The following is a 26720-nucleotide window of genomic DNA, read 5'->3' on the forward strand; positions in this document are numbered from 1 at the left end:
AATCCCCTTCCGTTCAGTCCAGCGGTTGCACCACCCAGTCTTCACCGTGGCGGGCCAGTACCCGGTCGCAGCCCATGGCCGTCGCCTCATCCTCGTGGCCCGGCAGCAGCCACAGCACGCGCTCGCCGCGCCCGCGGAGCTCCGCGATACGCCGGAACAGCGCGGCGGAATCCACCCATGGGGCGCCGACCGCCGGGGCGGTCATTCCGGTGCTGCCGGTATCGTCGGCGAGCGCCAGCACCGCCTTGAGGTCGGCGCTGAAGCCCGTTGCCGGCCGCGGGCGTCCAAAGACGGCCCCGATCTCGTCATAGCGCCCGCCGCGGGCGATCTCCTGGCTCCAGCCGGGGACGAAGGCAGCGAACACCACCCCCGTGTGATAGCGATAGCCGCGGAGCTCGCCGAGATCGAAGTGCAGGGCAACGTCGGGCAACCAACGCTCAAGGGCACCGGCGATGGACCAAAGCCGCCGCAGGGCCTCGTGGACCTCCTCGTCGCCGGCGGCCAACCGCTCATTGGCGTGGTCCAGCACTTCCACACCACCGGTGAGTTCCGGCAGGGCGGAGAGCATGCCCGCCACCGGCTCGCTGACCCCGTGCTCGCGGATCAGCGCCGCGATGTCGGCGGCGGCCTTGCGCTGCAGCGCGTCCCAGAGCTCCGTCTCGGCGTCTACGCCCAGGCCGGCCTGCCGAGCGAGACCGCGGAAGATCCCCACGTGGCCGAGATCGACGTGAATGGTCCCGACTCCTGCGCTACGCAGGGTCTCCGCCATCAGCGCGATCACCTCAATATCGCTCTCCACCCCGGCGTGGCCGTACAGCTCGGCACCCACCTGCAACGGGTTGCGGGAACCGGTCAGCCCCTCCGGCCGGGTCCGAAGGACCGTGCCCGTGTAACACAACCGCACCGGCGCGTCGCGCCGGAGCTGATGGGCATCGATCCGCGCCGCCTGGGGCGTGATATCGGCGCGCACCCCCATCATGCGCCCGGAGAGCTGATCGGTGATCTTGAAGGTCTGGAGATCGAGGTCGTGGGCGGCACCGGTGAGCAACGAGTCCAGGTACTCGATGGTCGGTGGCATGACCAACTCATAGCCCCAGACCGTGCAGGTTTCCAGCACCCGCTGGCGCAGCCGCTCCAGGGCCATGGCCCGCGGCGGCAACAGCTCCTCCACCGCGTCGGGTAGCAGCCAGCGATCACCGCGCGCGTAGCTCGAATCGCTCATTTCCGTCTCCCGGGGTTCACTGGCGCACCAGGTAGAGCAGCGCGACACCGGCGGCCATCGTGACGAGCCCCGTCCACCGCAGGGTGCGATCGTTTTGCTGGACGATCTGGAACAGCGCCCGGCGCAGCGAGCGCGGGCTCAGAAAGGGCATGATGCCCTCGATCACCAGCAACAGCGCCAGCGCCGTCAACAGGTCGTTGAACATGATAACCGCTCAGCGGCGGGGGCGCCCGCCCCCGCCGTCGCGCTCACGGCGACTGCAGCTCGTTGAAGTACCGGAAGAACTCGTTATCCGGCGAGAGCACCAGCATGTCGTCCTTGTTGCGGAAGGAGGTGGTATAGGCCTCCAGGCTGCGGTAGAAGGAGTAGAAGTCCGGCTCCTGGTCGTAGGCGGCGGCGTAGGTCGCGGTGGCCTGCGCGTCGCCCTCACCGCGCATGCGCTCGGCATCGCGATACGCCTCCGCAAGGATCACCGTCCGCCGGCGATCCGCCTCGGCGCGGATGCGCTCACCGGCCTCCTCGCCGAGGGCCCGCAACTCCCGGGCGACCCGCTCACGGGCCGCGGCCATCCGCTCGAAGATGGACTCGTTGACATCCTCGGGGAGGTCGACGCGCTTGATCCGCACATCCAGGACCTCAATGCCCACTTCGTTAGTGGCCGCCTCCGCACTCTCGCGCAGGATCCGCATCACTTCGGCACGCTCACCGGAGATCACCTCATTGACCGTACGCTGGCCGAACTCGTCACGCAGCCCCTGTTGGACGATCTCCCGCAGCCGCGAGTTGGCCATCTGGAAGTTGCCACCGCCGAAGGAAACGTAGAACTCCGTGGGATCGGTAATGCGCCACTTCACGAAGGAGTCGACGATGAGGTTCTTGTTCTCCGCGGTAAGGAAGCGCTGGGGGTCCGCATCCAGGGTCTGCACGCGCCGATCGAGCTTGCGCACGTTGTTGATGAACGGCGTCTTGAAGTGCAGCCCCGGCCCGATGTCGTCGGTCAGGACCTCACCGAGGCGGAACTTGATGGCGTACTCGCGCTCGTCGACCGTATAGACCGAGAAATACACCAGCACCAGCAGCACCGCCACGGCGGGAATGAGCACCGTCTTAATCATGCGATCCATCACCGCACCTCCCGCGTGCGCAGCGTGTCACGGCCCTGGCCCACCGGGGCGAAGCGGTCGCTACCCTCCCCCGGGCGATCGGAGAGACCGCCGGCCCGGGCATCGGCATCCTCCTCATCAGCGCCGTCATCGCTGGCGCCACGGCGCTCGAGGATGCGGTCCAGCGGCAGATACATCAGCGGCTGGCCGCCGTCGACGTCCACCATGATCTTGCTGGACTCGCTGAGTACCCGCTCAATGGTCTCGATGTAGAGGCGCTTCTCGGTGACAGCGGGGGCCTGTTGATACTCCTGCAGCAGGGCGACAAAGCGATCGGCCTCACCCTCGGCCTCGGCGATCACCTGCTCGCGATAGGCTTGGGCCTCCTCGCGGATACGTGCCGCCTGGCCCTGGGCCTGGGGCAGCAGCGCGTTGGCGTAGCCACGGGCCCGGGTGATGGTGCGCTGCTGGTCCTCACGGGCGCGGATGGCGTCCGCGAAGGCCGGCTGCACCTGCTCCGGCGGCTGGGCGTCCTGGATCGCCACCCGGATCAGGGTGAAACCGGCCTCATAACCGTCCAGCGTATCCTGCATGAGTTGCTCGGTCTGCTGGGCGACCTCCGCGCGCCCCTGGGTGAGGACCCACTCCAGCGGCGTCGGGCGCATGTCATCGGTATCCTCGGAGCCGGAGATGAGCGAGGCGAGCTGCTCCTCGGAGAGCTCGTCGGAGAGCTCGTCGGCCAGCTCATCGAGATCGTCCGTGGCCCGGATCTCGGCGCCCTCCGGGGCCTCCGCCTTGCCCACCACCTCGCGCAGCGCGCTCTCGGCGAGCTGCTTGAGGGTGTCGTCCGGCGAGCGATGGTTGAACAGATAGTCCGCGGGGTCGCTGACCCGGTACTGGATCGCCACCTTGAGGTTCACGATGTTCTCGTCCCGGGTCAGCATAAGCGCCTCGCGCAGCACTTCCCGGGTACTGTTGCCCATCGACTCGTAGCCAATCTCCACGGTACGGACTTCGGAGACGTCCACCTGCTCGACACTGCCGGCGGGTGTGGGGTAATGCCAGTGCGGACCCGGCTGGGTGATGCCGCTATTGGCACCGAAAGTGAGCTCCACGCCACGCTGGCCCTCGTCGACAATGTAGATCCCCGAGGCGAGCCAACCGAGCACGATCACGCCGGCGATCACGCCGATCCCGGTGGGGCCGATGGGTAGCCCACCGCCGCCGCCGGAACCGGAGCCCTTCTCGCCGCCGGAGCCACTGCCGCCGAAGAGGCTGCTCAGCCGTTCCTTCGCCTTGCGCAGCAACTCGTCAAGATCCGGCGGTCCCTGATTGCCGCCGCCGCCACTCCAGGGATCCCGGTTATCGCCACCGGGGTCATTCCAGGCCATTGATGATGATCTCCTGCATTGGATGGGGCCCGTAGGCCCGGTCGCAGCCGCAGCGGCGGATTCTAATGATCCGCCTGCGACGGCCGCAAGGCACGTGAAGGTTACTCGACAAAGGTGGGCAGTCCCTCATGGCAGCGCAGGCGCTCGGCCTCGCGCTGGGGCAGGCTAACCTCCAGGAGGCAGTCCCCGTTGTCCAGGACCTGCTCGTCGATGACATCACCGGACTGATACAACAGCGCGCGCAGCCGACCCTCGGCAGCGCCCAGGCGCAGCCGGCCGTGCGCGCGCTGCGCGCCGACCCGCTCGCCGACCACCGTGATCAGCTCGCCGAGCCCCTCGCCGGAGACCGCCGACACCCAGACCGCCCGCGCCACCCCCGACGCGTCGCGATCGACCCGCGGCGGCTGACCGAGCAGGTCGATCTTATTGTAGACGGTGAGGACGGGGACCTCGCCGGCGCCGATCTCCTCGAGCACCGCCTCCACGTCGCGCACCTGATCCCCCCGGTTGTCGGCGGCGGCATCGACGACATGGACCAGGAGGTCCGCCTCCACGACTTCCTCAAGGGTGGAGCGAAACGCCGCCACCAGCTGATGGGGCAGGTCGCTGATGAACCCCACCGTATCGGCGAACACAGCGGCCTCGCCGCCTGGGAGGTCGATCCGGCGCAGCGTGGTATCGAGGGTCGCGAACAGCTGGTCCGCCGTGTACACGCCCTCATGGGCGAGGCGGTTGAACAGGGTGGATTTCCCCGCATTGGTGTACCCCACCAGCGAAACGGCGGGGAGCTCGCGCTTGCGCCGGGACTGGCGCCCCTGACCGCGCTGGCGGCGCACCCGCTCCAGGCGCTTCTCCAGCTGCTTGATGCGATGACCGAGCATGCGCCGGTCCATCTCCAGCTGGGTCTCGCCCGGCCCGCGCAGGCCGATGCCGCCCTTCTGGCGTTCCAGATGGCTCCACCCGCGGACCAGGCGGCTGGCAATGTGACGGAGCTGGGCCAACTCCACCTGGAGCTTGCCCTCGTGGGTGCGGGCCCGCTGGGCGAAGATGTCGAGGATCAATCCGGTGCGGTCGAGCACCCGGCACTGCAGCGCCTGCTCCAGGTTACGCTCCTGGGCGGGAGTGAGGGTGTGATTGACGAGCACCAGGTCCGCGCCCGCGCTGGCGAGCCGCTCGCGGAGCTCGTCTACCTTGCCACGGCCGAGGAAATACCGCGGATCCGGACGATCGCGGCGATTGACCAGGCGCTCGACGACTTCGGCACCGGCGGACTCCGCCAGTGCGGCGAGCTCGGCGAGCCCCTCGTCGACGGCGCGGCGGCCATCGTCGAGTTGCACCAGGGCAGCCCGCTCGCCGCCGCCGGGCCGCTCGAAGAGCTGGGCCGCTACCGTCTCGGTTGCCGTATCACTGATCGGCTTCTTCGTCACTCGATCCCTCTAGCTGATGGGCACGTACGTGCCGCGACGGGACAATGGTGGAGATGGCATGCTTGTAGACCATCTGGCTGACGCTGTTGCGCAGCAGGATCACGAACTGGTCGAAGGACTCGATCTGGCCCTGAAGCTTAATGCCATTGACGAGGTAGATGGAGACCGGGATCTTCTCCTTGCGCAGGGCGTTGAGAAACGGTTCCTGTAGTGATTGCCCTTTGGCCATTCCTGATGCTCCTTCGTGCTACCGGCCCTTGTTGTTATGCGGGAACAGCCTCTATACCCGCGCCCGACTAGCGTGAGTCTAACACGCGGCCCATGGCATCCCGAAGCTGGCGCAGCAGCCGGCCGTCAGCGGCATCGAACCACTGCGCATCGCGCTCCCGGCGCAGCCAGGTGAGCTGGCGCTTGGCGAATTGTCGGGTCGCGGCAACGCCGCGTTGCTCCAGATCCTCGCGGTCGAAACGCCCCTCCAGGTATTCCCAGACCTGACGATAACCCACCGCCCGCATGGACGGCAGCCCCGTATGTAGATCCCCCCGCCGGCGCAGGGCCGCCACCTCGTCGATGAAACCATCCCGCAGCATGGCCGCAAAGCGGCGGCCGATGCGCTCGTGCAGCACCCGGCGCTCGGCCGGTGCCACTGCCCAAGTGACAAGACGGAACGGGAAAGGTTCCGTCCGCGCCGCCGCGGTGAGCGCGCTCAGGCTTTGGCCGGTGAGCCGGTACACCTCCAGGGCCCGCTGGATGCGCTGGGCGTCATTGGGGTGCAGTCGCGCCGCCGTCTGCGGATCGAGCCCCGCGAGGCGCTGGTGCAGTACCGCCCAGCCGTGATGGCGGGCCTCCTCCTCGATCTCCGCACGCACCACGGGATCCGCGTCCGGCAGATCGGCGAGCCCCCGGCTCAGCGCCCGGAAATAGAGCATGGTGCCGCCGGCGAGCAGGGGGACGCGTCCCGCGCGGTGAATGGCTGCGATCTCCGCGAGGGCATCCTCGCGGAAACGGGCGGCGGAGTAGCGTTCCGCAGGGTCGAGGATGTCGATGAGCCGGTGCGGGGCCCGGGCCAACTCCTCCGGCCCGGGCTTGGCGGTCCCGATATCCATGCCCCGGTAGACCTGGGCGGAGTCCACGCTGACCACCTCCACCGGGAAGTGCTCCACCAGCTCGATGGCGGCGGCGGTCTTCCCGGAGGCGGTGGGCCCCATGAGCAGGACCACCGGCAGGCGCTGTGCCGTCATTGCCCCCTCATGAACAGCCGATCCAGGTCCTGCATGGTCAACCGCGTCCAGGTGGGGCGGCCGTGGTTGCACTGGCCGATGTTGCGGGTGCGCTCCATCTGCCGCAACAACGCATTCATCTCGTCGATGCCGAGCCGTCGGTTGGCACGCACCGCGCCGTGACAGCCCATGGTGGCGAGCACATGGTTGAGCGCCTCCTCCACCCGGGCGCTTCGCCCCTCGGCCTGCAGGTCAGCCAAGACGTCCCGGGCCAACCGCGCCGGATCCGCCCCCTGCAACAGTGCGGGGACCCTGCGCACGTGAATCACGTCGGGACCGGCCCGGTCCAGCTCCAGGCCGAGGCGCGCGAACACCTCCGCGCGCTCCTCCGCCAAGTCCCCCTGCCGCGGCGTCACCGGCACCCGCACGGGGACCAGCAAAGGCTGGGAGGCCACTCCCTGGGCGGCCACCTGGTCCTTGAGCCGCTCGTAGACGATGCGCTCGTGGGCGGCATGCATGTCCACCAGGATCAGGCCATCATCGTTCTCGGCGAGGATATAGACCCCCTGGAGTTGCGCGAGCGCGAAGCCCAGCGGCGGCACCTCGCCGCCCGCCTCCCGGGGACGCACGGACGCCGGGGAATGGCCCTCGCCGGCAGGCCCGGCCCGCTCCGCGGGCCCGTCCGCCGGCCCCTTGCCCTCCCCGAGTGCCGGGGCGCCGGCCCGGTCTCCCTCCCCGCCGTCGCCGTACAGGGCCCGTGCCTCGGCCACCGGCAAGGCCATACGCCCCTGCTGGGGGGGCCGCGGCGCCCCGGCGGCGTACCCCCCAGCCGCGGCCGGCGCCGGGTTCGACGGCGACGGCGGGTCAAGCTCAGGGCTCACCGGCTCCGCCGCCTCCGCCCCACCCGCGTGCTCCAGGGCGTGGTGCACCTGACGGAGGAGGAAGTCGTAGACCAGCCGGCCGTCGCGGAAGCGCACCTCATGCTTGGTGGGATGCACGTTGACGTCCACTCGGGCGGGATCGATCTCCAGGTAGAGCACATAGGCCGGGTGACGGTCCTTGTAGAGCAGATCGGCGTAGGCGCGGCGCAGGGCATGCGCAATCAAGCGGTCGCGGATCATGCGCCCGTTGAGATAGACATACTGGAGATCCGCCTGGCCCCGGGAGGCGGTGGGCAACCCAAGCCACCCCCAAAGGCGAAGGCCCGCCGCTTCCGTTTCCAGGAACAGTGATTGGGCCACGAACTCCCGGCCGGTGAGCTCCGCCAATCGCCGTTCCCAGCCCTCGCGCTCGCGGGCGACGGGCAGCTGCAGGGCGGTCCGGCCATTGTGGCTAAGGCTGATGGCCACGCCCGGATGGCTCATGGCCAGGCGCCGGACCAGCTCCTGGACGTGCCGGTACTCGGTACGTTCGGTACGCAGGAACTTCCGCCGCGCCGGCGTCCGGTGGAACAGATCCCGCACCTCCAAGGTGGTCCCCTCGGGATGGGGCGCGGGCACCGGTTCCGTGGCCTCGCCATTGTCCACGTCCAGCCGCCAGCCGTGCTCCGCGCCGGCTTCCCTGCTGGCGATGCGCAGGCGCGAAACCGAGGCGATGCTCGGCAGCGCCTCTCCCCGGAAGCCCAGGCTGGCGATGTGCTCGAGCTCATCGAGCTCGCGGATCTTGCTGGTGGCGTGGCGGGCCACGCTGCGGGGCAGGTCCTCCTCGCCGATGCCCTGGCCATCGTCACGCACCCGGATCAAGCGCTTGCCGCCGGCCTCGATCTCGATGTCGACACGGCGGGCGCCGGCGTCGAGGGCGTTCTCCACCAGCTCCTTGACCACCGAGGAGGGTCGCTCAATGATCTCGCCGGCGGCGATCTGGTCCACCAGTAGCGAGGGCAGCTCGTGAATGCGCGGTGCGGGGTGCCGGGATTCCATGACCCGCCATTATGGCGCCCCGTGACCGCTCGGGCCATGGGGGCGGTTACGGGATCTGTAGGGTCATCCCGGTGGCGATGACGTCGCCGTCGATGCCATTGACGCGGCGCAGGCGCTGCACGCTGACCCCGTGGCTGGAGGCGATTTCGCTCAGGGTGTCACCGCTGCGCACGGTGTACTCGCGGGCGTCGGCCATACGCAGGCTCGGCCGGTTCTCACCGGCGTAGCGCTGGATGCCACGGGCCAACGCCCGGGCCAGCTTCCATTGGTGGTCGCTGGAGCGCAGCAGCCGTTCCTCCTTGGGATTGGAAATGAATGCCAGCTCCACCAGCACCGAGGGCATATCCAGGGACTTGAGCACCACAAAGGCCGCCTGGCCGACATCACGGCTGTGCATCCGCCCCGCCTGCCCCATGTCTTCAATGATTGCCTCGGCGAGCCCCGTGCTCGCCTCGATGGTGGCGGCCCGCGAGAGATCGAGGAGCACCGAGGCCACCATTTCGTCCTTGTCCTCCAGCGAGACACCACCGATGCGGTCCGCGGCGTTTTCGCTGCGGGCGAGCATGCGCGCCATCTCACTGGAGGCGCCCCGCCGGGAAAGGGTGTAGACGGAGCCCCCGCGGACGTTGCGCTGACGCACGGCATCGGCGTGCACCGAAACGAACATGTCCGCGCCCACCGCGTGGGCCCGGCGGGTTCGCTCACGCAGGTCGAGGTAGTAGTCCCCCTCGCGGATCAGCACCGGCCGCAGCCCATCGGCATCCTGGAGGACGCGGCCGAGCTTGCGGGCGACGGCAAGGACCACGTCCTTCTCGTAGGTGCCGCCCGCACCGATCGCCCCCGGGTCCTCACCGCCGTGGCCGGCATCGATGGCAATCACCAGCTCGCCCTGCTGCTCCGCCTCCCGGCGCACCTGGCGCTCTTCGCGCCGGTTGGCCTCCCGCCGCTCGGGCTGCTCCAGATCCACCACCAGCCGATGGCCGTAGGTATCATTGGGCTCCACCACGAAACCCTCGGCGCGGGTGCCGTGCTCGAGGTCCAGCACCACCCGAAGATCGCGCCCGTTACGCACGCCGGTGCGGATATCCCGGAGGATGCCGGTGAGCTCATCGCCAGAGACCACACCGTCGCCGACACGGGCGTTCTTGAGGTCCACCACCACCCGATCGGGATTGTCGAGGGTGAACAGCTCATAGTCCGGTGCGCCGGAGAGATCCAGTACCACCCGGGTATGCTCGGGCCCCGACCAAGTGCGTACGTCCGCGACGTCCAGCTGCGCGGCATGGGCCGTGAGCGAGAGCGCCAGCAGCGCAAGGGGAATCAATAACCGCATCCGAGCCGGTCCACTATGGCGAGTGGTACATACTTCACAAGTTAGGCACAAAAACCGGGAGTTTTCAATATATTTCCGCAGACCAAGGGGATAACCGCATTTCCTGGCAAAGCACTTCAATCATCCGGGCAAGCGTCCAGGGCCGCGAGCGCCCGTTCCCCCGCGGCACTGCCGGCCTCGGCGACGAGCCGCCGCCCCTCCCCAACGACCGCTAACCGCAGGCGCAGATCCGGCGCCGGGAGGAAGCCGGCACCCCGCTCCGGCCACTCCACCAGCACCACGGCGGGGTCAGCGAAGAGGTCCCGCAGGCCAACGAATTCCAACTCCTCCGGGTCGGCGAGGCGGTAGAGATCCAGGTGGAACACCCGGCGCCCGCCGCATTCATAGGGCTCGATGAGGGTGTAGGTGGGGCTGCGCACCGGCCCGCGGTGCCCAAGGCCGTGGAGGACGGCCCGGACCAGGCTGGTCTTACCCGCCCCGAGGGGCCCTTCCAGGGTCACCAGCAACGCCTCGGGAAGCACCCCCGCCAAGGCAGTGCCGAGGCGCTCGGTATCCTCCGGCGCCGGCAACTCGCGTGAGAGCGTGCTCATCCCGCGCGCCCCATGGCGAGCGCCTCAATGACATCACCGGCCAGCAGCCCACGCGCCCCGGTGCGGGCCGCCGCGGAATCCGCCGCGGCGCTGTGGAGGGCTGCCGCCATGGCCGCGGCCTCACCCACCGGCAGCCCCTGGGCCAGCAAAGCGGCGACGATGCCGGTGAGGACATCACCCATGCCACCACTGGCCATCCCGGGGTTACCCGCGGTGCACAGCCAGCGGCGATCGTCGGCACCCACCACCGTACCCGCCCCCTTGAGGAGCACGGCGCCACCGAAGCGGCTCAACAGCTCATCCACTGCCGCGAACCGGTCGGCCTGGATGGCGGCGGTGTCCCGGCGCAACAGCCGCGCCGCCTCGCCGGGATGGGGGGTGATCACCCGTCGCGGGTTCGCGGCGGGCGCCTCGGTCGCCAGCAGGTTCAAGGCATCGGCATCCAGGACCACGGGGCCGTCGAAGTCGGCTGCCGCGGCCAGCATCCCCCGCCCCCACGGCTCCTGGCCCAACCCCGGTCCGACGGCCAGGACGGTGGCCCGGTGCAGCAGCGGCTCCAGGGCCCCGGGGCTGTCCACGGCGTGGGCCATGACCTCCGGGCGGCCGGCGAGCAGTGGCGCCACATGGCGCTTGCGGGTCGCGACGCTGACCAGCCCGGCACCGCTGCGCGCCGCCGCCTCGGCGGCGAGGCGTACCGCCCCGCCGAAGCCGTGATCCCCGCCGATCACCAGGATGTGGCCGTAGTCGCCCTTGTGGGCGGCCGGCCTTCGGGGCGGCAGCCAATCCGCCACCACCTCCGCGTCGACGCGGCGGGCCGCTGACTCTAGCCCTTCGAACACCTCTCCGGGGACATCCAGGTCGTCGAAGACCATCTCGCCGGTGTGGTCCGGCGCCGCGCCGGTGAATAGGCCTTGCTTGAGCCCGATAAAGGTGGGCGTGACGTCGGCGCGGAAGGCGACACCGAGGCGAGCACCCGTTGCGGCGCTGATCCCGGAGGGGACATCCACGGCCAGGCGACCACCTGGTCGCGCATTGGCCGCCTCGATGGCCTCGGCATAGACGCCGCCCACCTCGCGGTCCAAGCCGGTGCCGAGCAGGGCGTCCACCACCACGTCCGCATCATCGAGCAGCGCGGGCTCCCACGCGGCGATACCAACGCGCTCGCGGCAGCGCTGCATGGCAGCGGCGGCCGCGCCACCGAGCCGGTCGGGGTCCGAGAGGGCCGCCACACGCACCTCTAGCCCGGCATTGGCGGCAAGGCGGGCGATCACGTAGCCATCGCCACCGTTATTGCCCCCACCGCAGAGCACGGTGATCCGGCGGGCATCTGGCCAGCGCCGGCGCAGGCTCCGATAGGCCACCCGGCCGGCCCGCTCCATGAGCTCGTCACCGCCGAGGCCGTGGTCCTCTATGGCCCGGCGGTCCATCTCGCGCACCTGCTCCGGCGTATACAGCTCCGCGGGAAGGGATTCCATAACTCGACGCCTCTTAAACTCTGCACTGAAGCGGCGACCAGTATAACGGGCGCCATCGGGGCCGCTCACGTTACACTGCGCGAATGAACGAGGGCACGATCCCAGCGGCACCGGATATGACAGCGCTGGCGTCGGACATCCGCCGCTGGGCAGGGGAGCTCGGCTTCGACGGCGCCGGCATCGCCGCCCCCGAGCTGGCCACCGACGAGGCGCATCTGCTGCGTTGGCTGCGCGCGGGCCGCCAGGGGACCATGCACTACATGGGGCGCCACGGCGTCAAGCGTGCCCGGCCAGCGGCCCTCCACCCCGGCACCGTCCGGGTGATCTGCGTACGCCTCGACTACCGCCCCGCCGGCGTCCCGGAGGACGCGACGGTGCTGGCGGCACCGGGACACGCCTTCATCGCGCGCTACGCCCTGGGGCGGGACTACCACAAGCTCATGCGCCAGCGCCTGCAGAAGCTCGCCCGGCGCATCGAGGCGGCGGTGGGTGCGTTCGGCTATCGCGCCTTCGTCGACTCGGCCCCGGTATTGGAGAAGGCCCTGGCGCGCAATGCCGGGTTGGGATGGATCGGCAAGAACACCCTGCTGCTCTCCCGGGAAGCGGGATCGTACTTCTTCCTCGGTGAGCTGTTCACCGACCTGCCGCTGCCGGCGGATACCCCGCCGGGCGAGCATTGCGGGAGCTGCCGCGCCTGCATCGACGTCTGCCCCACCGGTGCGATCACCGGTCCCTACCAGCTGGACGCCCGGCGCTGCATCTCCTATCTCACCATCGAGCACCACGGCCCCATCCCCGAAGCGTTGCGGCCGTTGATGGGCAACCGCATCTTCGGCTGCGATGACTGCCAGGCCGTGTGCCCCTGGAACCGCTACGCACGGCCCACCGACGAGGCGGACTTCCACCCGCGCCATGGGCTGGAACAAGCGGAGCTGGTGACCCTGTTCCGTTGGGACGAGGACACGTTCCTCAAGCGCACGGAGGGCTCGGCGATACGCCGTCTCGGCCACGAGCGGTGGCTGCGCAACATTGCGGTGGCGTTGGGCAACGGGCCGGCCACGGAAGAGGCCGTCACCGCGTTACAGGAGCGGGCCTCCCATCCCTCGGAGCTGGTGCGCGAGCATGTTCATTGGGCGCTCACACGACTTCGCGGGGAGCATAGCGGGAGTCCCTGACCGGCGGACTGCGCTTACGCTCCGTCCGCCCTACAGCCGCACAGCAAGGTTGTCGATGAGTCGGGCGCGGCCCAGCCAACCGGCACCGAGGATTACCAGCTCCTCCTCGTCGCCGCTCGGTTCCCCGAGGTCGCCCGGCCGGCGAATGCGGAAATAGTCCGGCTCGAAGCCGGCCTCGGCCAGGGCCGCACGCCCGGCGGCCTCGACGGCGGCATAGTCGCGCTCACCCTCCGCCAGCCGCGCGCCGGCGTCCCGCAGGGCCTCGTGGAGGGCGGGGGCACGGGCACGCTCGTCCTCCTGGAGATAGGCATTGCGCGAGCTCTTGGCCAGGCCATCGGCCTCCCGGGCCACCGGCGCCCCCACGACCTGGACCGGGAGGTTGAGGTCATGGACCATCTGCCGGATCACCATCAGCTGCTGGTAGTCCTTGCGACCGAAAACCGCCAGATCCGGGGCAACCACATTGAGGAGCTTCGCCACCACCGTGGCGACGCCCTGGAAGTGGCCGGGCCGGGTCGCCCCGCAGAGGATGCCGGAGAGCGCCGGCACGTCCACTACCGTGCGCAACCCGCCGCCGTCCGGGTACATCTCTTCCACCGACGGCGCGAAGACCACGTCCACGCCGGCGTCGGCGAGGAGCTCACAGTCCCGCTCGAAGGTGCGCGGATAGCCGGCGAAGTCCTCCTCCGGGCCGAACTGGGTAGGGTTGACGAAAATACTCACCACCACCCGGTCGCTGCGCTCCAGCGCCTCCTCCACCAGTGTCATGTGCCCGCCGTGGAGGTTGCCCATGGTGGGCACCAGCCCCACCTCCTCGCGGCCGTCGCGCCACGTCCGCACCTGACTGCGAAGCTCGGGGATGTGTTGGATGATATGCATGGCCCCTCCGGGGAATCAGAAGCTGTGCTCCACCGCCGGGAACCGGTGCTCGCGCACCGCAGCGGCGTAGGCGGCTAGCGCCCCCGAGACCGATCCGGCCTCCGGCATGAAATCCCGCGAAAACTTCGGCACGCGGCCCGGCGTGATGCCGAGCACATCCTGAAGCACGAGGATCTGGCCGTCACAGCCGGCGCCGGCGCCGATGCCGATCACCGGGATCTGCAGCTCGCCGGCAAGGCGGGCACCAAGGGTGGCGGGGATGCATTCCACCAGCAGCATGTCGGCCCCGGCGCGCTCCATGGCGAGTGCCTCCTCGACCATGCGCTCCGCAGCGGCCTGCTCGCGGCCCTGCACCCGGTAGCCGCCGATCTTGTGCACCAGCTGCGGCTGCAGACCCAGGTGGGCGCAGACCGGCACGCCGGCGCCGGCCAAGGCCTCGACGATATGCGCCTGTTCACCGGCGCCCTCGAGCTTGACCATCTGCGCGCCGCCTTCCTTCATCAGGCGCGCGGCATTGGCCAGCGCCATGGACGGATCGCAATAGCTCAGGAAGGGCATATCCGCCATCACCAGCGCCGCCGTCGCCGCGGCGGTGACGCAGCGGGTGTGGTAGACGATCTCGTCCACCGTGACCGGGATGGTGGTATCCCGGCCCTGCATCACGTTACCCAGGGAGTCGCCCACCAGGATGACATCCATCCCCGCCGCGTCCACGGCGTGGGCGAAGCTGTAATCATAGGCGGTGAGGCAGGCGATGGGCGTACCCTCCTCCTTCATCCGCCGGAGCCGGGCGATGGTCACCGGCCTCCTCCGCTCTCGGGCTTGATCGGCTGAGTACATAGGTACCACTCCGTGAGCCTCGCGGCCCGGGATCGGACAGCGGGCGCGGTCAGGTCACACGTTGCAGTGCGGCATCATCGACGCGCTCGAGCAGTGCGTCAACCGCTCCCAGGCCCGGGATCTCCAGCCCCGGGTCGATCTCCGCCAGCGGGCCGAGCACGAAGGCCCGCTCCGCGAGACCGGGGTGCGGGACGGTAAGACGGGACTCCTGGATGCGGCGGGCGCCATACAGGATCAGGTCCAGATCCAGGGTACGCTCCCCCCATACCCGGTGGCGGACCCGACCGTGCAGACGCTCGATGGCCTGGAGAACGTCCAGCAGGGCAAGCGGCTGGAGGCTGGTGCGCAGCCGCGCCACGGCATTGATGAAGTCCGGCTGATCCTGGGGCCCCATGGGCGGATTGCGGTAGAGCGAGGAACAGGCCTCGAGCCGGGAGTCCGGAAGGCGGGAGAGCGCCCGCAGGGCCTGGCGCACCTGATGAACCGGATCGCCGATATTGCTCCCGATGGCGACCCAGGCCGCGACGGTATCAGCCATCATCGGCTTCGCCGTTGTCGGGGCCGTCCCCGTCCTTGCGAGGCCGCGGCCGGCGCCCCCGGCGCCCCTTGCCGCTGGCGCTCGCCGCGCCGGTCATGGCCTTGCGCTGTTCGGCGTCCGCGTCCTGGTAGGCGGTCCACCATTCGGCCAGCTCGCGCTCCGCATCGCCGGCCTCAGCGCGCAGCAGCAGGAAGTCGTAGGCAGCGCGGAAGCGCGGGTGCCCGAGCAGCCGCTGCGCGCGCTTGCCGGTGCGGTTGTCGAAGCGCGGCTGCAGCGACCAGATCTCCCGCATGGGCACCCCGAAACGCTTGGGGATGGTCACCACCGCCACCTGCTCCTGGACCACCTCGGCCGCCGCCTCCTGCAGGGCCTGGGGGTAGCTGTCCGCGTCGTCGCGGGAGGCGGAGGCACGCTCCTCGACCACCGGCCAGAGCAGCGCCGCGAACAGGAACGCCGGGGTGACCGGCCGTTCCTCCATGATACGCAGGTCGGTGTTGGCGAGCGCCCGCGCGACAAAACGCACGGCCACGTCGTCGCCGGCGCCGTCGAGCAGTTCGTCAGTGGCCGGGAACAGGTAACGAAACAGGCCCACACGGCGCAGCAGCTCGAAGGTGCCTTCACCCTGACCGCCCATGAAGAGCTTGAGCACCTCCTCGAACAGCCGCGCCGCCGGCACCTCGGCGAGCAGCGGCGCAAACCGCGGGATCGCCCCCATGATCTCCGGGTCGAGCCGGAAGCCGAGCTTCACCGCAAAGCGCACCGCGCGCAGCATGCGCACCGGGTCCTCGCGGAAGCGTACCTCCGGGTCACCGATCAGCCGGACCACGCCCCCCTCGAGATCCCGCATGCCGCCGGCGTAGTCGACGATGCTGAAGTCCGCGATGTTGTAGTAGAGGGCATTGATGGTGAAGTCCCGCCGTAGCGCATCCTCTTCGATGGTGCCGTAGGCGTTGTCGCGCAGGATCATGCCGTCCTCGCTGACGTGCTCCTCGCCGGCTGCCTCTTCATCGACCGTCAGCGCGCGGAAGGTGGCCACCTCGATGATCTCGCGGCCGAAATGGACATGGGCCAGGCGGAACCGCCGACCGATCAGCCGGCAGTTGCGGAACAGCTCGTTGACCTGCTCCGGCGTGGCATCGGTGGCAATGTCGAAGTCCTTCGGCTCCCGGCCCAGGGAGAGGTCGCGGACCCCGCCACCCACCAGATAGGCCCCGTAGCCGGCATTCTTCAACCGATAAAGGACCTTCAAAGCGTTGTCGCTGATCTGCGCCCGGGAGATCCGGTGTTCCGAGCGCGGGATGATCTCAGGCTCAACGTGTTCTGCGGGCTGCTCCACCAAGGACAAGGATCGGCCTCTTGTGCCAGTAAAAAGATTCCGTATAATAGCAGCCCTCGCCGGGCGGTGCAGCGCATCATGGCGATCTCTGCGAGGCCGGCACAAGACAACGCTCCCATCGTCTAGTGGTTCAGGACGCCGCCCTCTCAAGGCGGAAACCGGGGTTCAAATCCCCGTGGGAGCGCCAGATCCGGAAGGGGCCGCCGAGGGGCGGCCCTTTTTCGTTCAGCCCACGGGATACACGGTGGACCAGACGGAAAAGCCCTGTGGCCTGCTCCGCCGACTGGCGGCCATTTTCTACGATTCCTTGTTGCTCATCGGGCTGTGGATGGCGGTAACGGCATTGGCGCTGCTGCTCACTGACGGCGAGGCCATCGCCGCCGGTGACTGGGGCTACCGCCTGTTGTTGCTGCTCATCGCCGTGGTGTTCTTCTGCGGTTTCTGGTCACGCTCCGGCAGCACCCTGGGTATGCAGGCCTGGCGCATCCGGCTGGTCTCGGAGGACGGCGGGCCGGTCTCCTTCGATCGCGCCCTGACCCGCTTCGGGGCGGCGCTGCTGTCCTGGCTCCCGCTCGGACTGGGATTCCTCTGGTCGCTCATCGACCGCGAGGGCCTCGCCTGGCACGACCGCCTCTCCGGCACCCGCCTCATGGTCACGGAAAAGGGGTAACGCCTCAGCGGACCCGCTGCAACGCCATCAACGCCACCGCCAGGAACGCCAGAGACGGCGCAAGCGCGCTTAGCACCGGCGGCAACCCATAGATGACCCCCGCCTGATTGAGCAAACGGTTCAGCAGCATAAAGGTGATGCCAATGAGCACCCCCACCACGATCTGCTGTCCCGCACCGGCCCGCGGACGCGCATGCAGCACCAGTGGCACCGCCAGCAGTAGCATCACCACCGTCGCCAGCGGCGTCGCGAGCTTGATCCAGAACGCCAGGCGGTAACGTTCGCTCTCCAGGTTGTTGCGCTCCCGATAATCGATGTAGCGGTAGAGCTCCGGGAGGGGCATCAGCTCCGGCGGCAGGGCCACCAGCCCCAGCAGGTTGGGGTCCAGCTCGGCGTCCAGGCGCTGGCCCACGGGGTGGCGCACCGTCACGCCGCCGTCGTCGATGGCGGTCACCGTGACCCCCTCGAGCCGCCATGCATCGTCCTCGTAGGCGGCGCTCTCCGCGGTAACCAGGCGCTGCAGGGCGGCGCCATCGAAGGCGTACACCCGGACCCCCTCCACCAGGGTCCGTTCGCGGACCCGGGCGACGTGGATATAGCGCTGTCCGTCACGAAGCCACACGCCGCCACCGACCCCCGCCTCGGCCCCGCCCATGCTGCGGGCCCGGAGGTCCTGGCCCAGCCGCGAGGCCGCCGGCGCCAACCACTCGCCGAGCGCCACCGAGAGCAGCGCCAGCACCACACCGGTGAGGACCACCGCGCGGGTCATGGCGGCCACGGAGAAACCGGCCGCACGCATGGCGGTGAGCTCGCTCCGTCCCGCCAGCCCCCCGAGCGCGACCAAGGCCCCGATCAGGGTCGCGACCGGGAAGCTCTCGTAGGCGCGATAGGGCATCTGCAGCAGCACGTAGCCCAGCGCGAGCCACGTGCTGTAACCGCCCTCGCCCACATCGCCGGTCTCGTCGATGAACTCGAAGACGGCGTCCAGGGCCATGATGACCAGCAGCGCCATCAGCGCCCCGCCCAACACCTGGCGGCCGATATAGCGGCCCAGACGGGTCACCGCGTACCCCGCCGGTGAACGCCGAACTGTCGCCACAACAAGAACGCCGCCAGCCCCGCCACCACCAAGTGTACCCACCACAGCCCAAGCCAGCCGGGAAGGATGCCGTTCTCGTACCAGTCCTGGGCCGCCTTCAGGCCATTGAAGTAGGCCACATAGAGCAACACTGCCGCCACCAGCCGGGCATAGCGCCCCTCCCGAGGCGCGGTGCGGGCCAGCGGCACGGCAGCGAGCAACAGGGTGAACACCGTCACCAGCATGCTCGCGCGCCATTGGATCTCGGCGTGGTCCCCCAGACTGCCGGAACCCAGGAGCTGCCCCACCGACCGGGCATCCCGCTTGAGACGAATATTGGCCGGCACCCGCTCCTCCAGCCGCACCCCGTGTTCCTCGAAGCGCAGCATCCGCCACGCCCCTTCACCGGCGATGCCGTCATAGCGAGCGCCGTCGGCCAGCACCAGGAAGCGTGCGCCGGTATCGGGGTCCGTGCGCCGATAGGCCCGATCGGCAACGACCACCCGTTCCATATCGTCCCCGGGCAGGCGGGCGAAGACATCCCGCAGGGTCCCGTCGTCCGCCACCTCGGCGGCATACATAACGCCACCCCCATCGACGCCGAGGAAACGCCCCCCCGCCAGCCCCTGGAACTGGGCCTGCTGCGCCGCCTCGGCGCTCATCCGCTGGGCCGCCGCCTCCGCCCGCGGGCCGAGCACCAGCGCAAAGGCCCCGACCACCACGGCCAGGGGTAGGGCCAAGGCGAAAAGCCCGCGAAAGAGCTGCCGCGGGCCGAGGCCGCAGGCGGTCATCGCCGCCATCTCCGAGTCCCGATAGAGCCGGCCGAGGGCGAGGATCACCGCCAGGAAGAAACTCGCGGGCAGCACCACCCCCAGATTGGCCAGTGCCTTCAGGCCCAACAGGCTGAAAATGACGTCCGGCGGGATATCGCCCCGGGCCGCCTCCGCCATGAAGCGCACGAGCCGATTGGTGAGCAGCACCACCACCAGCACCAGGGTGACGGCGAGCCAGGACACCAGGGTCTCGCGGACCAGATAGCGCTCCAGGCGGGTGATCAGCATGCCAGCAGGATCTGCGTTAACATCGGACCCTTGTGGAAACGGGCACTCGGAAAGGAGCTATCGATGGAGTACGCGGTCAAGAGCGGCATTCCCGAAAAACAGCGCTCGGCCTGTGTGGTGGTTGGTGTGTTCGAGTCCCGCCGGCTGTCGACGGCCGCGAGTCGGCTCGATGAGGCCAGCGGCGGCTTCCTCACCCACCTGCTGCGCCGCGGCGACATGGATGGCCGCGCCGGCCAAACCCTGATGCTCACCAATGTACCAGAGATGGTGTGCGACCGGATCCTCCTGGTGGGCTGCGGCCGGGAGCGCGACTTCGGCGACCGCGCCTACCACCAGGCGGTGACCGCCGCGGCGAATGCCCTGCAGGAAAGCGGCGCCGTCGAGGCCATCTCCTATCTCAGCGACCTGCCCGTCAAGGGTCGGGACAACGCCTGGCGGGTGCGCGCCGCGGTGCTCACCACCGGCAACGCCCTGTACCGCTTCGACCGTCTGAAGACCGATTCGGAAAAGCCGCGCCGGCCGCTGCGCAAGCTCACCTTGTCCGTGCCCGGCCGCCGCGAGCTGCCCGCCGGCGAGCGCGCCGTCGTGGAGGGCCGCGCCATCGCCAACGGCATGGCCCTGGCCAAGGACCTGGGGAATCTCCCCGGCAACATCTGCACCCCCACCTATCTGGCCGAGCAGGCCGAGGCCTTGGCGAAGGAGTTCCCGGCGCTGAAGGTGGAGGTCCTTGGGCCGAAGGACATGGAAGAGCTCGGCATGGGCGCGCTGCTCGCCGTCGCCCGGGGCAGCCGTCAGGAGCCGCGGCTGATCACCATGCGCTACGACGGCGGCGGCCGTGGTGACAAGCCCCACGCCCTAGTCGGCAAGGGTGTGACCTTTGACAGCGGCGGCATCTCCATCAAGCCCGCCGCCGCGATGGACGAGATGAAGTTCGACATGTGCGGCGCGGCGAGCGTGTTCGGCACCCTGCGCGCCGCCCTCGAGCTGGAGCTGCCGCTGAACCTGGTCGGGGTGGTCGCCGCCACCGAGAACCTGCCCGACGGCAACGCGACCAAGCCCGGCGACGTGGTAACGACGATGTCCGGCCAGACCGTGGAGATCCTCAACACCGACGCCGAAGGGCGGCTCGCCCTATGCGATGCGCTCACCTATACCGAGCGTTTCGGGCCGGCGACAGTACTGGACATGGCCACCCTCACCGGGGCCTGTATCGTCGCCCTCGGCCACGAGGCCCATGCCGTGCTCGGCAATCAGCAGGGTCTGGTCAACGACGTCCTCGCCGCCGGCCGGACCGCCGGCGACCGTGGCTGGGAGCTACCGCTGTGGGACGAGTACCAGGACGGCCTGAAGAGCAACTTCGCGGACATGGCCAACGTGGGCGGGCGGGACGCCGGCACCATCACGGCGGCCTGCTTCCTGTCTCGCTATGCGAAGAAGATGCGCTGGGCCCACCTGGACATCGCCGGCACCGCCTGGAACAGCGGTGAGAAGAAGGGCGCCACCGGCCGTCCCGTGCCGCTGCTGACCCAGTACCTCCTCGACCGCTGCTAGCAGCCATGCAGGTGGACTTCTACATCCTCGGCGAGAGCGGAGCGGAGGCGCGGGAGCGCTTCGCCTGCCGCCTCGCCGAGAAGGCCTTCCGTGAGGGGTTCACCGTGGCCGTCCAGGTGCCCGACGGCCCCGCCACCGCCCGGGTCGATGACCTGCTCTGGAGCTTCCGCCAGGGCAGCTTCGTGCCCCATGCACCCGCCGATCAGGCGGATGATGCGGATCCCATCGTCGTGGGCACGGAGGAGGGGCTGGCGGGGCGGCAACTGCTGATCAATCTCACCGATGCCCTCCCGGCCCGCTGGCGGGACTACGAGCGCGTCGCCGAAATCGTTAGCGCCGATGACCCCGTCCGCCGCCCGGCCCGGGAACGTTACCGCCAGTATCGAGAGGCGGGTATCGCCCCGAACAATCACCGCGTATAGCGCAAGAACAACACCCTGCTGACCCAATACCCCCGGCACCGCCCTCCCCCTCTCGAGCCGATTGCTACCGCACGGTGATCCTCCGCTTGCAAGGCACAAGCGAGTCTCTTACTATACTGATCGTTCTATCTACTTGTTTGCACAACGACTATGTCGACTAAACGCGAGCAATTGCTGGATACCGCTGAGCGCCTGTTCTACGCGGAAGGCTTCCACGCCACCGGCATCGACCGGCTCGTGCGGGCGGCCGGCACGACCCGCATGACGCTGTACAGCCATTTCCCCTCCAAGGAGGCACTGATCGCGGAGGTCCTGCAGCGGCGCAATCAGCGCTTCCTGGAGCGGCTCGACGAGGCCATCACCGCGAGCGCACCCGGCGCCACGACTACCGCACTGGTGGCGGCCCACAATCAATGGGTCGCGGAACAGGGCCGGCTCGGCTGCATTATGGTCAAGGCCATCGGGGAATACGCCGCGCACAGCACCCCGATCCACGCGGCCGCGCTCCAGGCCAAACGGGCCTTACGCGAGCGCCTGCATGCGGCGCTCACCCGGGACGGCCTGGACGCCGACAGCGGCCTCGCCGAACGGGTGTATCTCGTACTGGAAGGCACCAACAGCGCCATACCGGTAATCGGGCTCGAGCCCGTACTCGAGAGCGCGGCCGCGGCCGTCGACGCCTTACTCAACCGCCACAACCGGAGCGCGCCTGCATGACACGCCTCTCCCCCCTTGGGACCGCCGTACTAGGCAGCGGCATTATCGCCATCACCTATGGGCTCGCCCGCTTCGTCTTCGGGCTGTTCCTGCCCGCCATACGCGAGGACATGGGGCTAACCCCGGTGATGGCGGGGTTCATCGGGGCCCTGCCGTTCGCGAGCTTCATCACCGCCATCGTGGTCGCCCCGTTCCTGGCCCGCACGCTCGGGCTGCGCCATGCAGCGGCACTGACCGCGGGCTTCGCGCTGCTCGGTCTACTGGCGATCGCCCAAGCCCCGGGCCCCCTGATCCTGGCCGCCGGGGTCGTCACTTGCGGCATCAGTACCGGCCTGTCTTCACCGATCATGGCCCAGGCGGTGGCAACCACCGTGAAAGCTCCGCTGCGCGGTCGTGTCAACGCCACCGTCAACGCCGGCACCAGCTTCGGGATCGCCGTCGCCGTGGTCGTGGTGCTGCTGGGCTCCGGGGCCTGGCGCAGCGCCTACCTCGGGTTCGCTGTGCTCGCGGCGTTGGGATTGGCCGCGGCGATGCGCTGGCTCCCCGGCGTCAGCACCGACGCCGCGGGGGCACAGCCCACCAAACCAGGGCGCGAGCAATGGCGCGAAATCGCCCGTCTCAGCGGCCTGGCCGCTGCCATGGGCTTTACCAGCGCCATCTATTGGGTGTTCGCCCCGGACTTCGCCATCCACGGCGGCGGTCTGGACAGCGGCACGGGTGCCTGGATGTGGTTGACCGTCGGCTGCGTTGGGCTCGCCGGCGGCACGGTCGGGGACCTGATCGAGCGCTATGGCGCCGCACGCACCCATGCGGGGGCCTTCGCGCTGCTGGGCACCTCGTTGTTACTGCTCGCCGCCGCACCGGACGGGCTGATATCCGCGCTCGCCTCCGCCGCCGCCTTCGGGGCCGCGTACATGGCACTGACCGGCTTCTATCTGGTGCGAAGCATCGAGATCCTCGCCGACCACCCGGCCCTCGGGCCCGTACTGCCCCTGATCGCGACCTCCTCCGGCCAGGTGATGGGTTCCCCGGTCGGTGGGTGGTTGATCAGCACCACGGGCTATGCCACCGCATTCACCGCGTTCGCAGTCCTCGGCCTGATGGGCGCCGTGGTGTCGGTACGTCTTGCGGCCGCCGGCCCAGTGACGGTGCCGTCCCCTGCACGCTGAATCCGCGGGCGGCCGGGTTTCGCGAGCGAGGCTCGTTCCTACAAGGGCAGAAACATCGGGTGTAGGAGCCTGCCCTGCAGGCGAGTCTCGCGCGCATGGCGCGCTCCTTCGAGACCGCCGATCTACCCGGCATGGGCCGCGAGCACCGAGGCCACTGAGCCGGTAAGCCGCTTGGCGGTGTCGATGTGCAGGAACTCATTAGGCCCGTGTGCGTTGGACTGCGGCCCGAGCACCCCCGTGATGAGGAACTGCGCCGTGGGGAAGCGCGCCCCGAGCATGCCCATGAACGGGATGGTCCCGCCCTCGCCCATGGACACCGCCTCCCGTCCGAACCACTGCCGCGAGGCGTCGTCCACCGCAGCGGCGAGCCAGTCCTCCAGCGGTGGGGCGTTCCAGCCGCTTGTCGCCCAGGAGCCCGCGAAACGCACCCGCGCCCCATGGAGCGGGTCCGACTCCAGCAACGCCTTCAGTGCCGTCGTCGCCGCCTCGCCATCCACCGTGGGCGGCAGGCGCAGGGACAGCCGCAGGGTCGTCCCCGGGCGCAGGACATTGCCCGCGCTGGCCAGTGGCGGCAGGCCATCGGCGCCGGTCACCGCGAGCGCCGGCCGCCAGGTGCGATCCAGGATCAGCTCCGCGACCGCCCCGCGGTCCGGCCCCGCACCGTCGACGAAGGGGAACTTGCGATGGACGGCATCCCCGAGGACCTCCGCAGCCGTGTGCGCCTGCTCGATCCGCCCGTCCGGGATCTCCGCCTGGAAGGCGGCGGGGCGGATATGGCCGCTGGCCGGATCTTCCAGGCGATCGAGTAGGGCGCGCGCGATGCGGAAGCTGTCCGGCACCACCCCGCCGGCGTCACCCGAGTGTACCCCCTCGCTGAGGATCGCCACCGAGAGATCCCCCATGGCCATGCCCCGCAGCGAGGTCGTCAACCAGAGCTGATCGTAGTTACCGCAGCCGGAATCCAGGCAGATCACCAGCTCGGGATCGCCGATACGCCCCGCCAATGCCTCCATGTAGGCGGGCAGATCGAAGCTACCGCTCTCCTCGCAGGTCTCGATGAGCACCATGCAGCGGCCATGGGGCACACCCTGCTCCTGCAGCGCGCGGATGGCAGTGAGCGAGGCGAACACGGCATAGCCGTCATCGGCGCCGCCGCGGCCATAGAGCCGGCCGTCGGTGCGCACGGGTTGCCACGGGCCCTTGTCCGCGTCCCAGCCGGTCATCTCCGGCTGCTTGTCGAGATGGCCGTAGAGCAGGACCGTGCCTTCGCCGGTACCCGCGACCTCCACCAGCAACACCGGCGTCCGGCCCTCCAGGCGCACCACCTCGACGGTCATGCCGTCGATGGGCTGCTCCCGGCACCAACGCTCGGCCTGGGCCACCGCGGCATCGATGTGCCCGTTGGCGGCCCAGTCGGCGTCGAAGTGCGGTGACTTCGCCGGGATACGGATGTACTCGGTGAGCTCCGGTAGGATGGAATCCTCCCAGATGCCTTCGACGAGCGCGCGGGCGCTCGCGTGATCCAGCTCGGCGGACATGACGGACGGCTCCTTCACCTGGGGATGTCCTCGATCGTACCGAATCCCTCACCCGGGCGATAACATGGGTCCGGAAACAAGGGAGCGATGATGGAGCAAACGGCGCACTGGGAACACCTGGAGCACGATGCCGACATCGGCGTCCGCGGCGTCGGCACTACCCTCGCGGAGGCCTTCGAGCAGGCGGCCCTGGCCCTCACCGCGGTGGTCGCGGAACCGGCGACCGTGCATGCCCGCCGGTCGGTGTCGATTCGCTGCGAGGCCCCGGACGCCGAGCTCCTACTGGTAGACTGGCTGAACGCGCTGATCTACGAGATGGCCACGCGCCACTGGCTGTTCGCCCGCTTCGCCGTGGAGACCGACGGCCACCACCTGTCCGCCCACGCCTGGGGCGAGCCGGTGGACAACACCCGTCACCAGCCCGCCACCGAGGTCAAGGGGGCCACCTACACGGGGCTGGCGGTGCGACAGCTCGAGGATGGCCGTTGGCTGGCCCAATGCGTGGTGGATGTATAGCCATGGACCTAACCCGCTTCACCCGAGTCGACGCGACCACCTGGCGCCTCGAGCCCCAGGGGGCCATGCGCGTGCCCGGCGTGCTCTACGCCGATGAGACGCTGATCCAGGCCATGGACCCGAAGGTCGCCGAGCAACTGGCCAACGTGGCGAGCCTGCCGGGTATCGTCGGCGACGCCTACGCCATGCCCGACGCCCACTGGGGCTACGGCTTCCCCATCGGCGGCGTCGCCGCCTTCGACCCGGAGGCCGGTGGCGTGGTCTCCGCCGGCGGGGTGGGCTTCGACATCTCCTGCGGCGTGCGCACACTCAACACCGGGCTTCACGTCGATGACGTCCGACCCCGGGCCGAGGCCCTGGCAGAGGCGCTATTCCGCCATATCCCCGCCGGTCTCGGCAGCACCGGCGCCATCCACCTGCGTCGCCGGGAGCTGGAGGCCATGCTCGCCGGCGGCGCCGAGTGGGCCGTAGAACAGGGCTGGGGCCAGGCCGGGGACTTAGAGCGCATCGAGGAGGGCGGCCGCATGGCCGGTGCCGAGCCCCGGGAAGTCTCCGACAAGGCCAAGAAGCGCCAGCAAAACGAAATGGGCACGCTCGGCTCCGGCAACCACTACCTGGAGGTCCAGCGGGTGACCGAGATTTACGACGAGGCCGCGGCCCAGGCCTTCGGTCTGGCCACGGATAATGTGGTCATCAGCATCCACTGCGGTTCCCGGGGACTCGGCCACCAGATCGGCACGGACTTCCTTCGCCGTATGGCCATCGAGGCGCCGGAGCACGGCATCCACCTCCCGGACCGCGAGCTCGCCTGCGCGCCGATCCGCTCGCCGCTGGGCGAGGCCTATCTCGGGGCCATGCGGGCCGGCATCAACTGCGCCCTGGCCAACCGCCAGATCATCACCGCCCTGGCCCGGGAGGCGGTGGGCCACGTCCTACCGGAGGCAGATCTCGCGCTGCTCTATGACGTCTCCCACAACACCTGCAAGGAGGAGCGCCACAGGGTGGGCGGTGAGCCGCAGAACCTGTTCGTCCACCGTAAGGGCGCCACCCGCGCATGGGGCCCCGGCCATCCCGGTCTGCCACCAGCGCTGGCGGAAACCGGTCAACCGGTGATCATCGGCGGCTCCATGGGCACCTGCTCCTATATCCTCTGCGGCAATGCCCACAGCGAGGATCTGTCGTTCAGCTCCGCCTGCCACGGCGCCGGCCGCGCCATGAGCCGCCGCCAGGCCACCCGCCAGTGGGAGGGCCGCCAGCTCGTCGATCAGCTCCGGGAACGGGGCATCCTCATCCGTAGCCCCTCCCTGCGCGGCGTCGCCGAGGAGGCCCCCGGCGCCTACAAGGACGTCACCGCGGTGGTGGACGCCGCAGATGCCGCCGGCCTCGCCCGCAAGGTCGCGCGGGTGGAGCCGATGATCTGCATCAAGGGCTAATCCTGAGAACCGGTTGGCGTAAGGCGGGAGGATTGGTCTAAGAGGGTGTTTACAAAAAATGGTAGACTGACGCCATAGCTACTCGGGGGAAAGCGTTATGGCAGGACGGGGGCGCCC

The 26720-nt window shown here is 69.4% G+C and carries 26 protein-coding genes and 1 tRNA gene; 9 read left to right on the forward strand and 18 right to left on the reverse strand.

Annotation, left to right across the window (positions count from 1 at the left end; genetic code table 11):
• Positions 1-13 precede the first annotated feature (13 nt).
• The 11 genes from ACQ754_RS12545 to ACQ754_RS12595 form a co-directional block, all read right to left on the reverse strand.
• Positions 14-1222 (reverse strand): ATP phosphoribosyltransferase regulatory subunit, encoded by a 1209-nt coding sequence (locus ACQ754_RS12545; protein ID WP_440997372.1) that lies wholly within the window; start codon positions 1220-1222, stop codon positions 14-16.
• Between the two features lie 16 nt (positions 1223-1238).
• Positions 1239-1427 carry a DUF2065 domain-containing protein gene (locus ACQ754_RS12550; RefSeq protein ID WP_440997373.1) on the reverse strand — a complete coding sequence of 63 codons (189 nt, stop codon included), beginning with the start codon at positions 1425-1427 and terminating at the stop codon, positions 1239-1241.
• 43 nt (positions 1428-1470) lie between these two features.
• Positions 1471-2346, reverse strand: a complete 876-nt coding sequence (hflC, locus tag ACQ754_RS12555; protein ID WP_440997374.1) for a protease modulator HflC — start codon at positions 2344-2346, stop codon at positions 1471-1473.
• Positions 2346-3716 carry an FtsH protease activity modulator HflK gene (hflK, locus tag ACQ754_RS12560; RefSeq protein WP_440997375.1) on the reverse strand — a complete coding sequence of 457 codons (1371 nt, stop codon included), beginning with the start codon at positions 3714-3716 and terminating at the stop codon, positions 2346-2348. The genes hflC and hflK overlap by 1 nt, the downstream gene beginning before the upstream one ends.
• Positions 3717-3817: 101 nt before the next feature.
• Positions 3818-5143, reverse strand: a complete 1326-nt coding sequence (gene hflX / locus ACQ754_RS12565) for a ribosome rescue GTPase HflX (RefSeq protein ID WP_440997376.1) — start codon at positions 5141-5143, stop codon at positions 3818-3820.
• A complete protein-coding gene (gene hfq / locus ACQ754_RS12570; protein WP_440997377.1) occupies positions 5121-5372 on the reverse strand; it encodes an RNA chaperone Hfq in 252 nt (83 codons plus the stop codon). The genes hflX and hfq overlap by 23 nt, the downstream gene beginning before the upstream one ends.
• 67 nt (positions 5373-5439) lie before the next feature.
• Positions 5440-6384 carry a tRNA (adenosine(37)-N6)-dimethylallyltransferase MiaA gene (miaA, locus tag ACQ754_RS12575; RefSeq protein ID WP_440997378.1) on the reverse strand — a complete coding sequence of 315 codons (945 nt, stop codon included), beginning with the start codon at positions 6382-6384 and terminating at the stop codon, positions 5440-5442.
• Positions 6381-8282, reverse strand: a complete 1902-nt coding sequence (mutL, locus tag ACQ754_RS12580) for a DNA mismatch repair endonuclease MutL (RefSeq protein WP_440997379.1) — start codon at positions 8280-8282, stop codon at positions 6381-6383. Before mutL ends, miaA begins: the two co-directional genes overlap by 4 nt.
• Positions 8283-8328: 46 nt before the next feature.
• Positions 8329-9615 carry an N-acetylmuramoyl-L-alanine amidase gene (locus tag ACQ754_RS12585; protein WP_440997380.1) on the reverse strand — a complete coding sequence of 429 codons (1287 nt, stop codon included), beginning with the start codon at positions 9613-9615 and terminating at the stop codon, positions 8329-8331.
• 116 nt (positions 9616-9731) lie between these two features.
• Positions 9732-10205, reverse strand: a complete 474-nt coding sequence (gene tsaE, locus ACQ754_RS12590; protein ID WP_440997381.1) for a tRNA (adenosine(37)-N6)-threonylcarbamoyltransferase complex ATPase subunit type 1 TsaE — start codon at positions 10203-10205, stop codon at positions 9732-9734.
• The gene (locus ACQ754_RS12595) at positions 10202-11680 is read right to left on the reverse strand and encodes an NAD(P)H-hydrate dehydratase (protein ID WP_440997382.1); all 1479 of its coding nucleotides are present in this window, start codon (positions 11678-11680) and stop codon (positions 10202-10204) included. The genes tsaE and ACQ754_RS12595 overlap by 4 nt, the downstream gene beginning before the upstream one ends.
• Positions 11681-11763: 83 nt before the next feature.
• Between ACQ754_RS12595 and queG the strand changes: the two genes are divergently transcribed.
• Positions 11764-12855: a tRNA epoxyqueuosine(34) reductase QueG gene (gene queG, locus ACQ754_RS12600; protein ID WP_440997383.1), complete on the forward strand. Its 1092-nt coding sequence runs from the start codon at positions 11764-11766 to the stop codon at positions 12853-12855.
• 30 nt (positions 12856-12885) lie between these two features.
• On the opposite strand, the gene panC is transcribed toward queG, so the two are convergent.
• The 4 genes from panC to pcnB are packed head-to-tail and all read right to left on the reverse strand — an operon-like array spanning position 12886 to position 16451.
• Entirely contained in the window at positions 12886-13734 is an 849-nt protein-coding gene (gene panC / locus ACQ754_RS12605) for a pantoate--beta-alanine ligase (protein ID WP_440997384.1), read from the reverse strand.
• 15 nt (positions 13735-13749) lie between these two features.
• Complete coding sequence (panB, locus tag ACQ754_RS12610) at positions 13750-14574, reverse strand: 3-methyl-2-oxobutanoate hydroxymethyltransferase (protein ID WP_440997385.1); 825 nt, start codon at positions 14572-14574, stop codon at positions 13750-13752.
• Positions 14575-14623: 49 nt separating this feature from the next.
• Positions 14624-15115, reverse strand: coding sequence for a 2-amino-4-hydroxy-6-hydroxymethyldihydropteridine diphosphokinase (gene folK / locus ACQ754_RS12615; RefSeq protein ID WP_440997386.1), 492 nt, complete (start codon positions 15113-15115; stop codon positions 14624-14626).
• Positions 15105-16451: a polynucleotide adenylyltransferase PcnB gene (pcnB, locus tag ACQ754_RS12620; protein ID WP_440997396.1), complete on the reverse strand. Its 1347-nt coding sequence runs from the start codon at positions 16449-16451 to the stop codon at positions 15105-15107. Before pcnB ends, folK begins: the two co-directional genes overlap by 11 nt.
• Before the next feature lie 108 nt (positions 16452-16559).
• Here pcnB and ACQ754_RS12625 point away from each other — a divergent pair.
• Both ACQ754_RS12625 and ACQ754_RS12630 read left to right on the forward strand, forming a co-directional pair.
• Positions 16560-16635, forward strand: a tRNA-Glu gene (locus ACQ754_RS12625).
• A gap of 57 nt (positions 16636-16692) precedes the next feature.
• Positions 16693-17118 carry an RDD family protein gene (locus tag ACQ754_RS12630; protein WP_440997387.1) on the forward strand — a complete coding sequence of 142 codons (426 nt, stop codon included), beginning with the start codon at positions 16693-16695 and terminating at the stop codon, positions 17116-17118.
• Between the two features lie 4 nt (positions 17119-17122).
• Here ACQ754_RS12630 and lptG read toward each other — a convergent pair whose 3' ends face one another.
• Together lptG and lptF are read right to left on the reverse strand one after the other, a co-directional pair.
• Entirely contained in the window at positions 17123-18181 is a 1059-nt protein-coding gene (gene lptG, locus ACQ754_RS12635) for an LPS export ABC transporter permease LptG (protein WP_440997388.1), read from the reverse strand.
• Complete coding sequence (gene lptF, locus ACQ754_RS12640) at positions 18178-19257, reverse strand: LPS export ABC transporter permease LptF (RefSeq protein ID WP_440997389.1); 1080 nt, start codon at positions 19255-19257, stop codon at positions 18178-18180. The genes lptG and lptF overlap by 4 nt, the downstream gene beginning before the upstream one ends.
• 63 nt (positions 19258-19320) lie before the next feature.
• On the opposite strand from lptF, the gene ACQ754_RS12645 reads away from it, so the two are divergent.
• The 4 genes from ACQ754_RS12645 (at position 19321) to ACQ754_RS12660 (ending at position 23116) form a co-directional block, all read left to right on the forward strand.
• Positions 19321-20808 carry a leucyl aminopeptidase gene (locus ACQ754_RS12645; protein WP_440997390.1) on the forward strand — a complete coding sequence of 496 codons (1488 nt, stop codon included), beginning with the start codon at positions 19321-19323 and terminating at the stop codon, positions 20806-20808.
• A 5-nt stretch (positions 20809-20813) separates the two neighbouring features.
• Positions 20814-21230, forward strand: a complete 417-nt coding sequence (locus ACQ754_RS12650; RefSeq protein ID WP_440997391.1) for a DNA polymerase III subunit chi — start codon at positions 20814-20816, stop codon at positions 21228-21230.
• 150 nt (positions 21231-21380) lie between these two features.
• Positions 21381-21947 carry a TetR/AcrR family transcriptional regulator gene (locus ACQ754_RS12655; RefSeq protein ID WP_440997392.1) on the forward strand — a complete coding sequence of 189 codons (567 nt, stop codon included), beginning with the start codon at positions 21381-21383 and terminating at the stop codon, positions 21945-21947.
• Positions 21944-23116 carry an MFS transporter gene (locus ACQ754_RS12660; RefSeq protein WP_440997393.1) on the forward strand — a complete coding sequence of 391 codons (1173 nt, stop codon included), beginning with the start codon at positions 21944-21946 and terminating at the stop codon, positions 23114-23116. The genes ACQ754_RS12655 and ACQ754_RS12660 overlap by 4 nt, the downstream gene beginning before the upstream one ends.
• A 122-nt stretch (positions 23117-23238) precedes the next feature.
• Here ACQ754_RS12660 and ACQ754_RS12665 read toward each other — a convergent pair whose 3' ends face one another.
• Positions 23239-24654, reverse strand: a complete 1416-nt coding sequence (locus tag ACQ754_RS12665; protein ID WP_440997394.1) for a M20 family metallopeptidase — start codon at positions 24652-24654, stop codon at positions 23239-23241.
• Between the two features lie 90 nt (positions 24655-24744).
• Between ACQ754_RS12665 and ACQ754_RS12670 the strand changes: the two genes are divergently transcribed.
• Positions 24745-25170 carry an archease gene (locus ACQ754_RS12670; RefSeq protein WP_440997397.1) on the forward strand — a complete coding sequence of 142 codons (426 nt, stop codon included), beginning with the start codon at positions 24745-24747 and terminating at the stop codon, positions 25168-25170.
• 2 nt (positions 25171-25172) lie between these two features.
• Entirely contained in the window at positions 25173-26603 is a 1431-nt protein-coding gene (locus ACQ754_RS12675; protein ID WP_440997395.1) for an RtcB family protein, read from the forward strand.
• Positions 26604-26720 lie beyond the last annotated feature (117 nt).

The sequence above is a fragment of the Arhodomonas sp. SL1 genome (assembly GCF_052060015.1).
In the GTDB taxonomy this organism is placed as follows: domain Bacteria; phylum Pseudomonadota; class Gammaproteobacteria; order Nitrococcales; family Nitrococcaceae; genus Arhodomonas.

What these genes read in the sequence shown, in the direction of transcription:
- ACQ754_RS12675 (WP_440997395.1), top strand. Translation starts at nt 25,173, where the DNA reads ATGGACCTAACCCGCTTCACCCGAGTCGACGCGACCACCTGGCGCCTC.
- ACQ754_RS12585 (WP_440997380.1), bottom strand. Translation starts at nt 9,615, where the DNA reads ATGCGGTTATTGATTCCCCTTGCGCTGCTGGCGCTCTCGCTCACGGCC.
- ACQ754_RS12670 (WP_440997397.1), top strand. Translation starts at nt 24,745, where the DNA reads ATGGAGCAAACGGCGCACTGGGAACACCTGGAGCACGATGCCGACATC.
- hflK (WP_440997375.1), bottom strand. Translation starts at nt 3,716, where the DNA reads ATGGCCTGGAATGACCCCGGTGGCGATAACCGGGATCCCTGGAGTGGC.
- lptF (WP_440997389.1), bottom strand. Translation starts at nt 19,257, where the DNA reads ATGCTGATCACCCGCCTGGAGCGCTATCTGGTCCGCGAGACCCTGGTG.
- panC (WP_440997384.1), bottom strand. Translation starts at nt 13,734, where the DNA reads ATGCATATCATCCAACACATCCCCGAGCTTCGCAGTCAGGTGCGGACG.
- ACQ754_RS12665 (WP_440997394.1), bottom strand. Translation starts at nt 24,654, where the DNA reads ATGTCCGCCGAGCTGGATCACGCGAGCGCCCGCGCGCTCGTCGAAGGC.
- ACQ754_RS12595 (WP_440997382.1), bottom strand. Translation starts at nt 11,680, where the DNA reads ATGGAATCCCTTCCCGCGGAGCTGTATACGCCGGAGCAGGTGCGCGAG.
- ACQ754_RS12545 (WP_440997372.1), bottom strand. Translation starts at nt 1,222, where the DNA reads ATGAGCGATTCGAGCTACGCGCGCGGTGATCGCTGGCTGCTACCCGAC.
- tsaE (WP_440997381.1), bottom strand. Translation starts at nt 10,205, where the DNA reads ATGAGCACGCTCTCACGCGAGTTGCCGGCGCCGGAGGATACCGAGCGC.
- miaA (WP_440997378.1), bottom strand. Translation starts at nt 6,384, where the DNA reads ATGACGGCACAGCGCCTGCCGGTGGTCCTGCTCATGGGGCCCACCGCC.
- panB (WP_440997385.1), bottom strand. Translation starts at nt 14,574, where the DNA reads ATGTACTCAGCCGATCAAGCCCGAGAGCGGAGGAGGCCGGTGACCATC.
- ACQ754_RS12660 (WP_440997393.1), top strand. Translation starts at nt 21,944, where the DNA reads ATGACACGCCTCTCCCCCCTTGGGACCGCCGTACTAGGCAGCGGCATT.
- ACQ754_RS12655 (WP_440997392.1), top strand. Translation starts at nt 21,381, where the DNA reads ATGTCGACTAAACGCGAGCAATTGCTGGATACCGCTGAGCGCCTGTTC.
- mutL (WP_440997379.1), bottom strand. Translation starts at nt 8,282, where the DNA reads ATGGAATCCCGGCACCCCGCACCGCGCATTCACGAGCTGCCCTCGCTA.
- ACQ754_RS12650 (WP_440997391.1), top strand. Translation starts at nt 20,814, where the DNA reads ATGCAGGTGGACTTCTACATCCTCGGCGAGAGCGGAGCGGAGGCGCGG.
- folK (WP_440997386.1), bottom strand. Translation starts at nt 15,115, where the DNA reads ATGATGGCTGATACCGTCGCGGCCTGGGTCGCCATCGGGAGCAATATC.
- hfq (WP_440997377.1), bottom strand. Translation starts at nt 5,372, where the DNA reads ATGGCCAAAGGGCAATCACTACAGGAACCGTTTCTCAACGCCCTGCGC.
- hflC (WP_440997374.1), bottom strand. Translation starts at nt 2,346, where the DNA reads ATGGATCGCATGATTAAGACGGTGCTCATTCCCGCCGTGGCGGTGCTG.
- ACQ754_RS12645 (WP_440997390.1), top strand. Translation starts at nt 19,321, where the DNA reads ATGGAGTACGCGGTCAAGAGCGGCATTCCCGAAAAACAGCGCTCGGCC.
- ACQ754_RS12550 (WP_440997373.1), bottom strand. Translation starts at nt 1,427, where the DNA reads ATGTTCAACGACCTGTTGACGGCGCTGGCGCTGTTGCTGGTGATCGAG.
- queG (WP_440997383.1), top strand. Translation starts at nt 11,764, where the DNA reads ATGAACGAGGGCACGATCCCAGCGGCACCGGATATGACAGCGCTGGCG.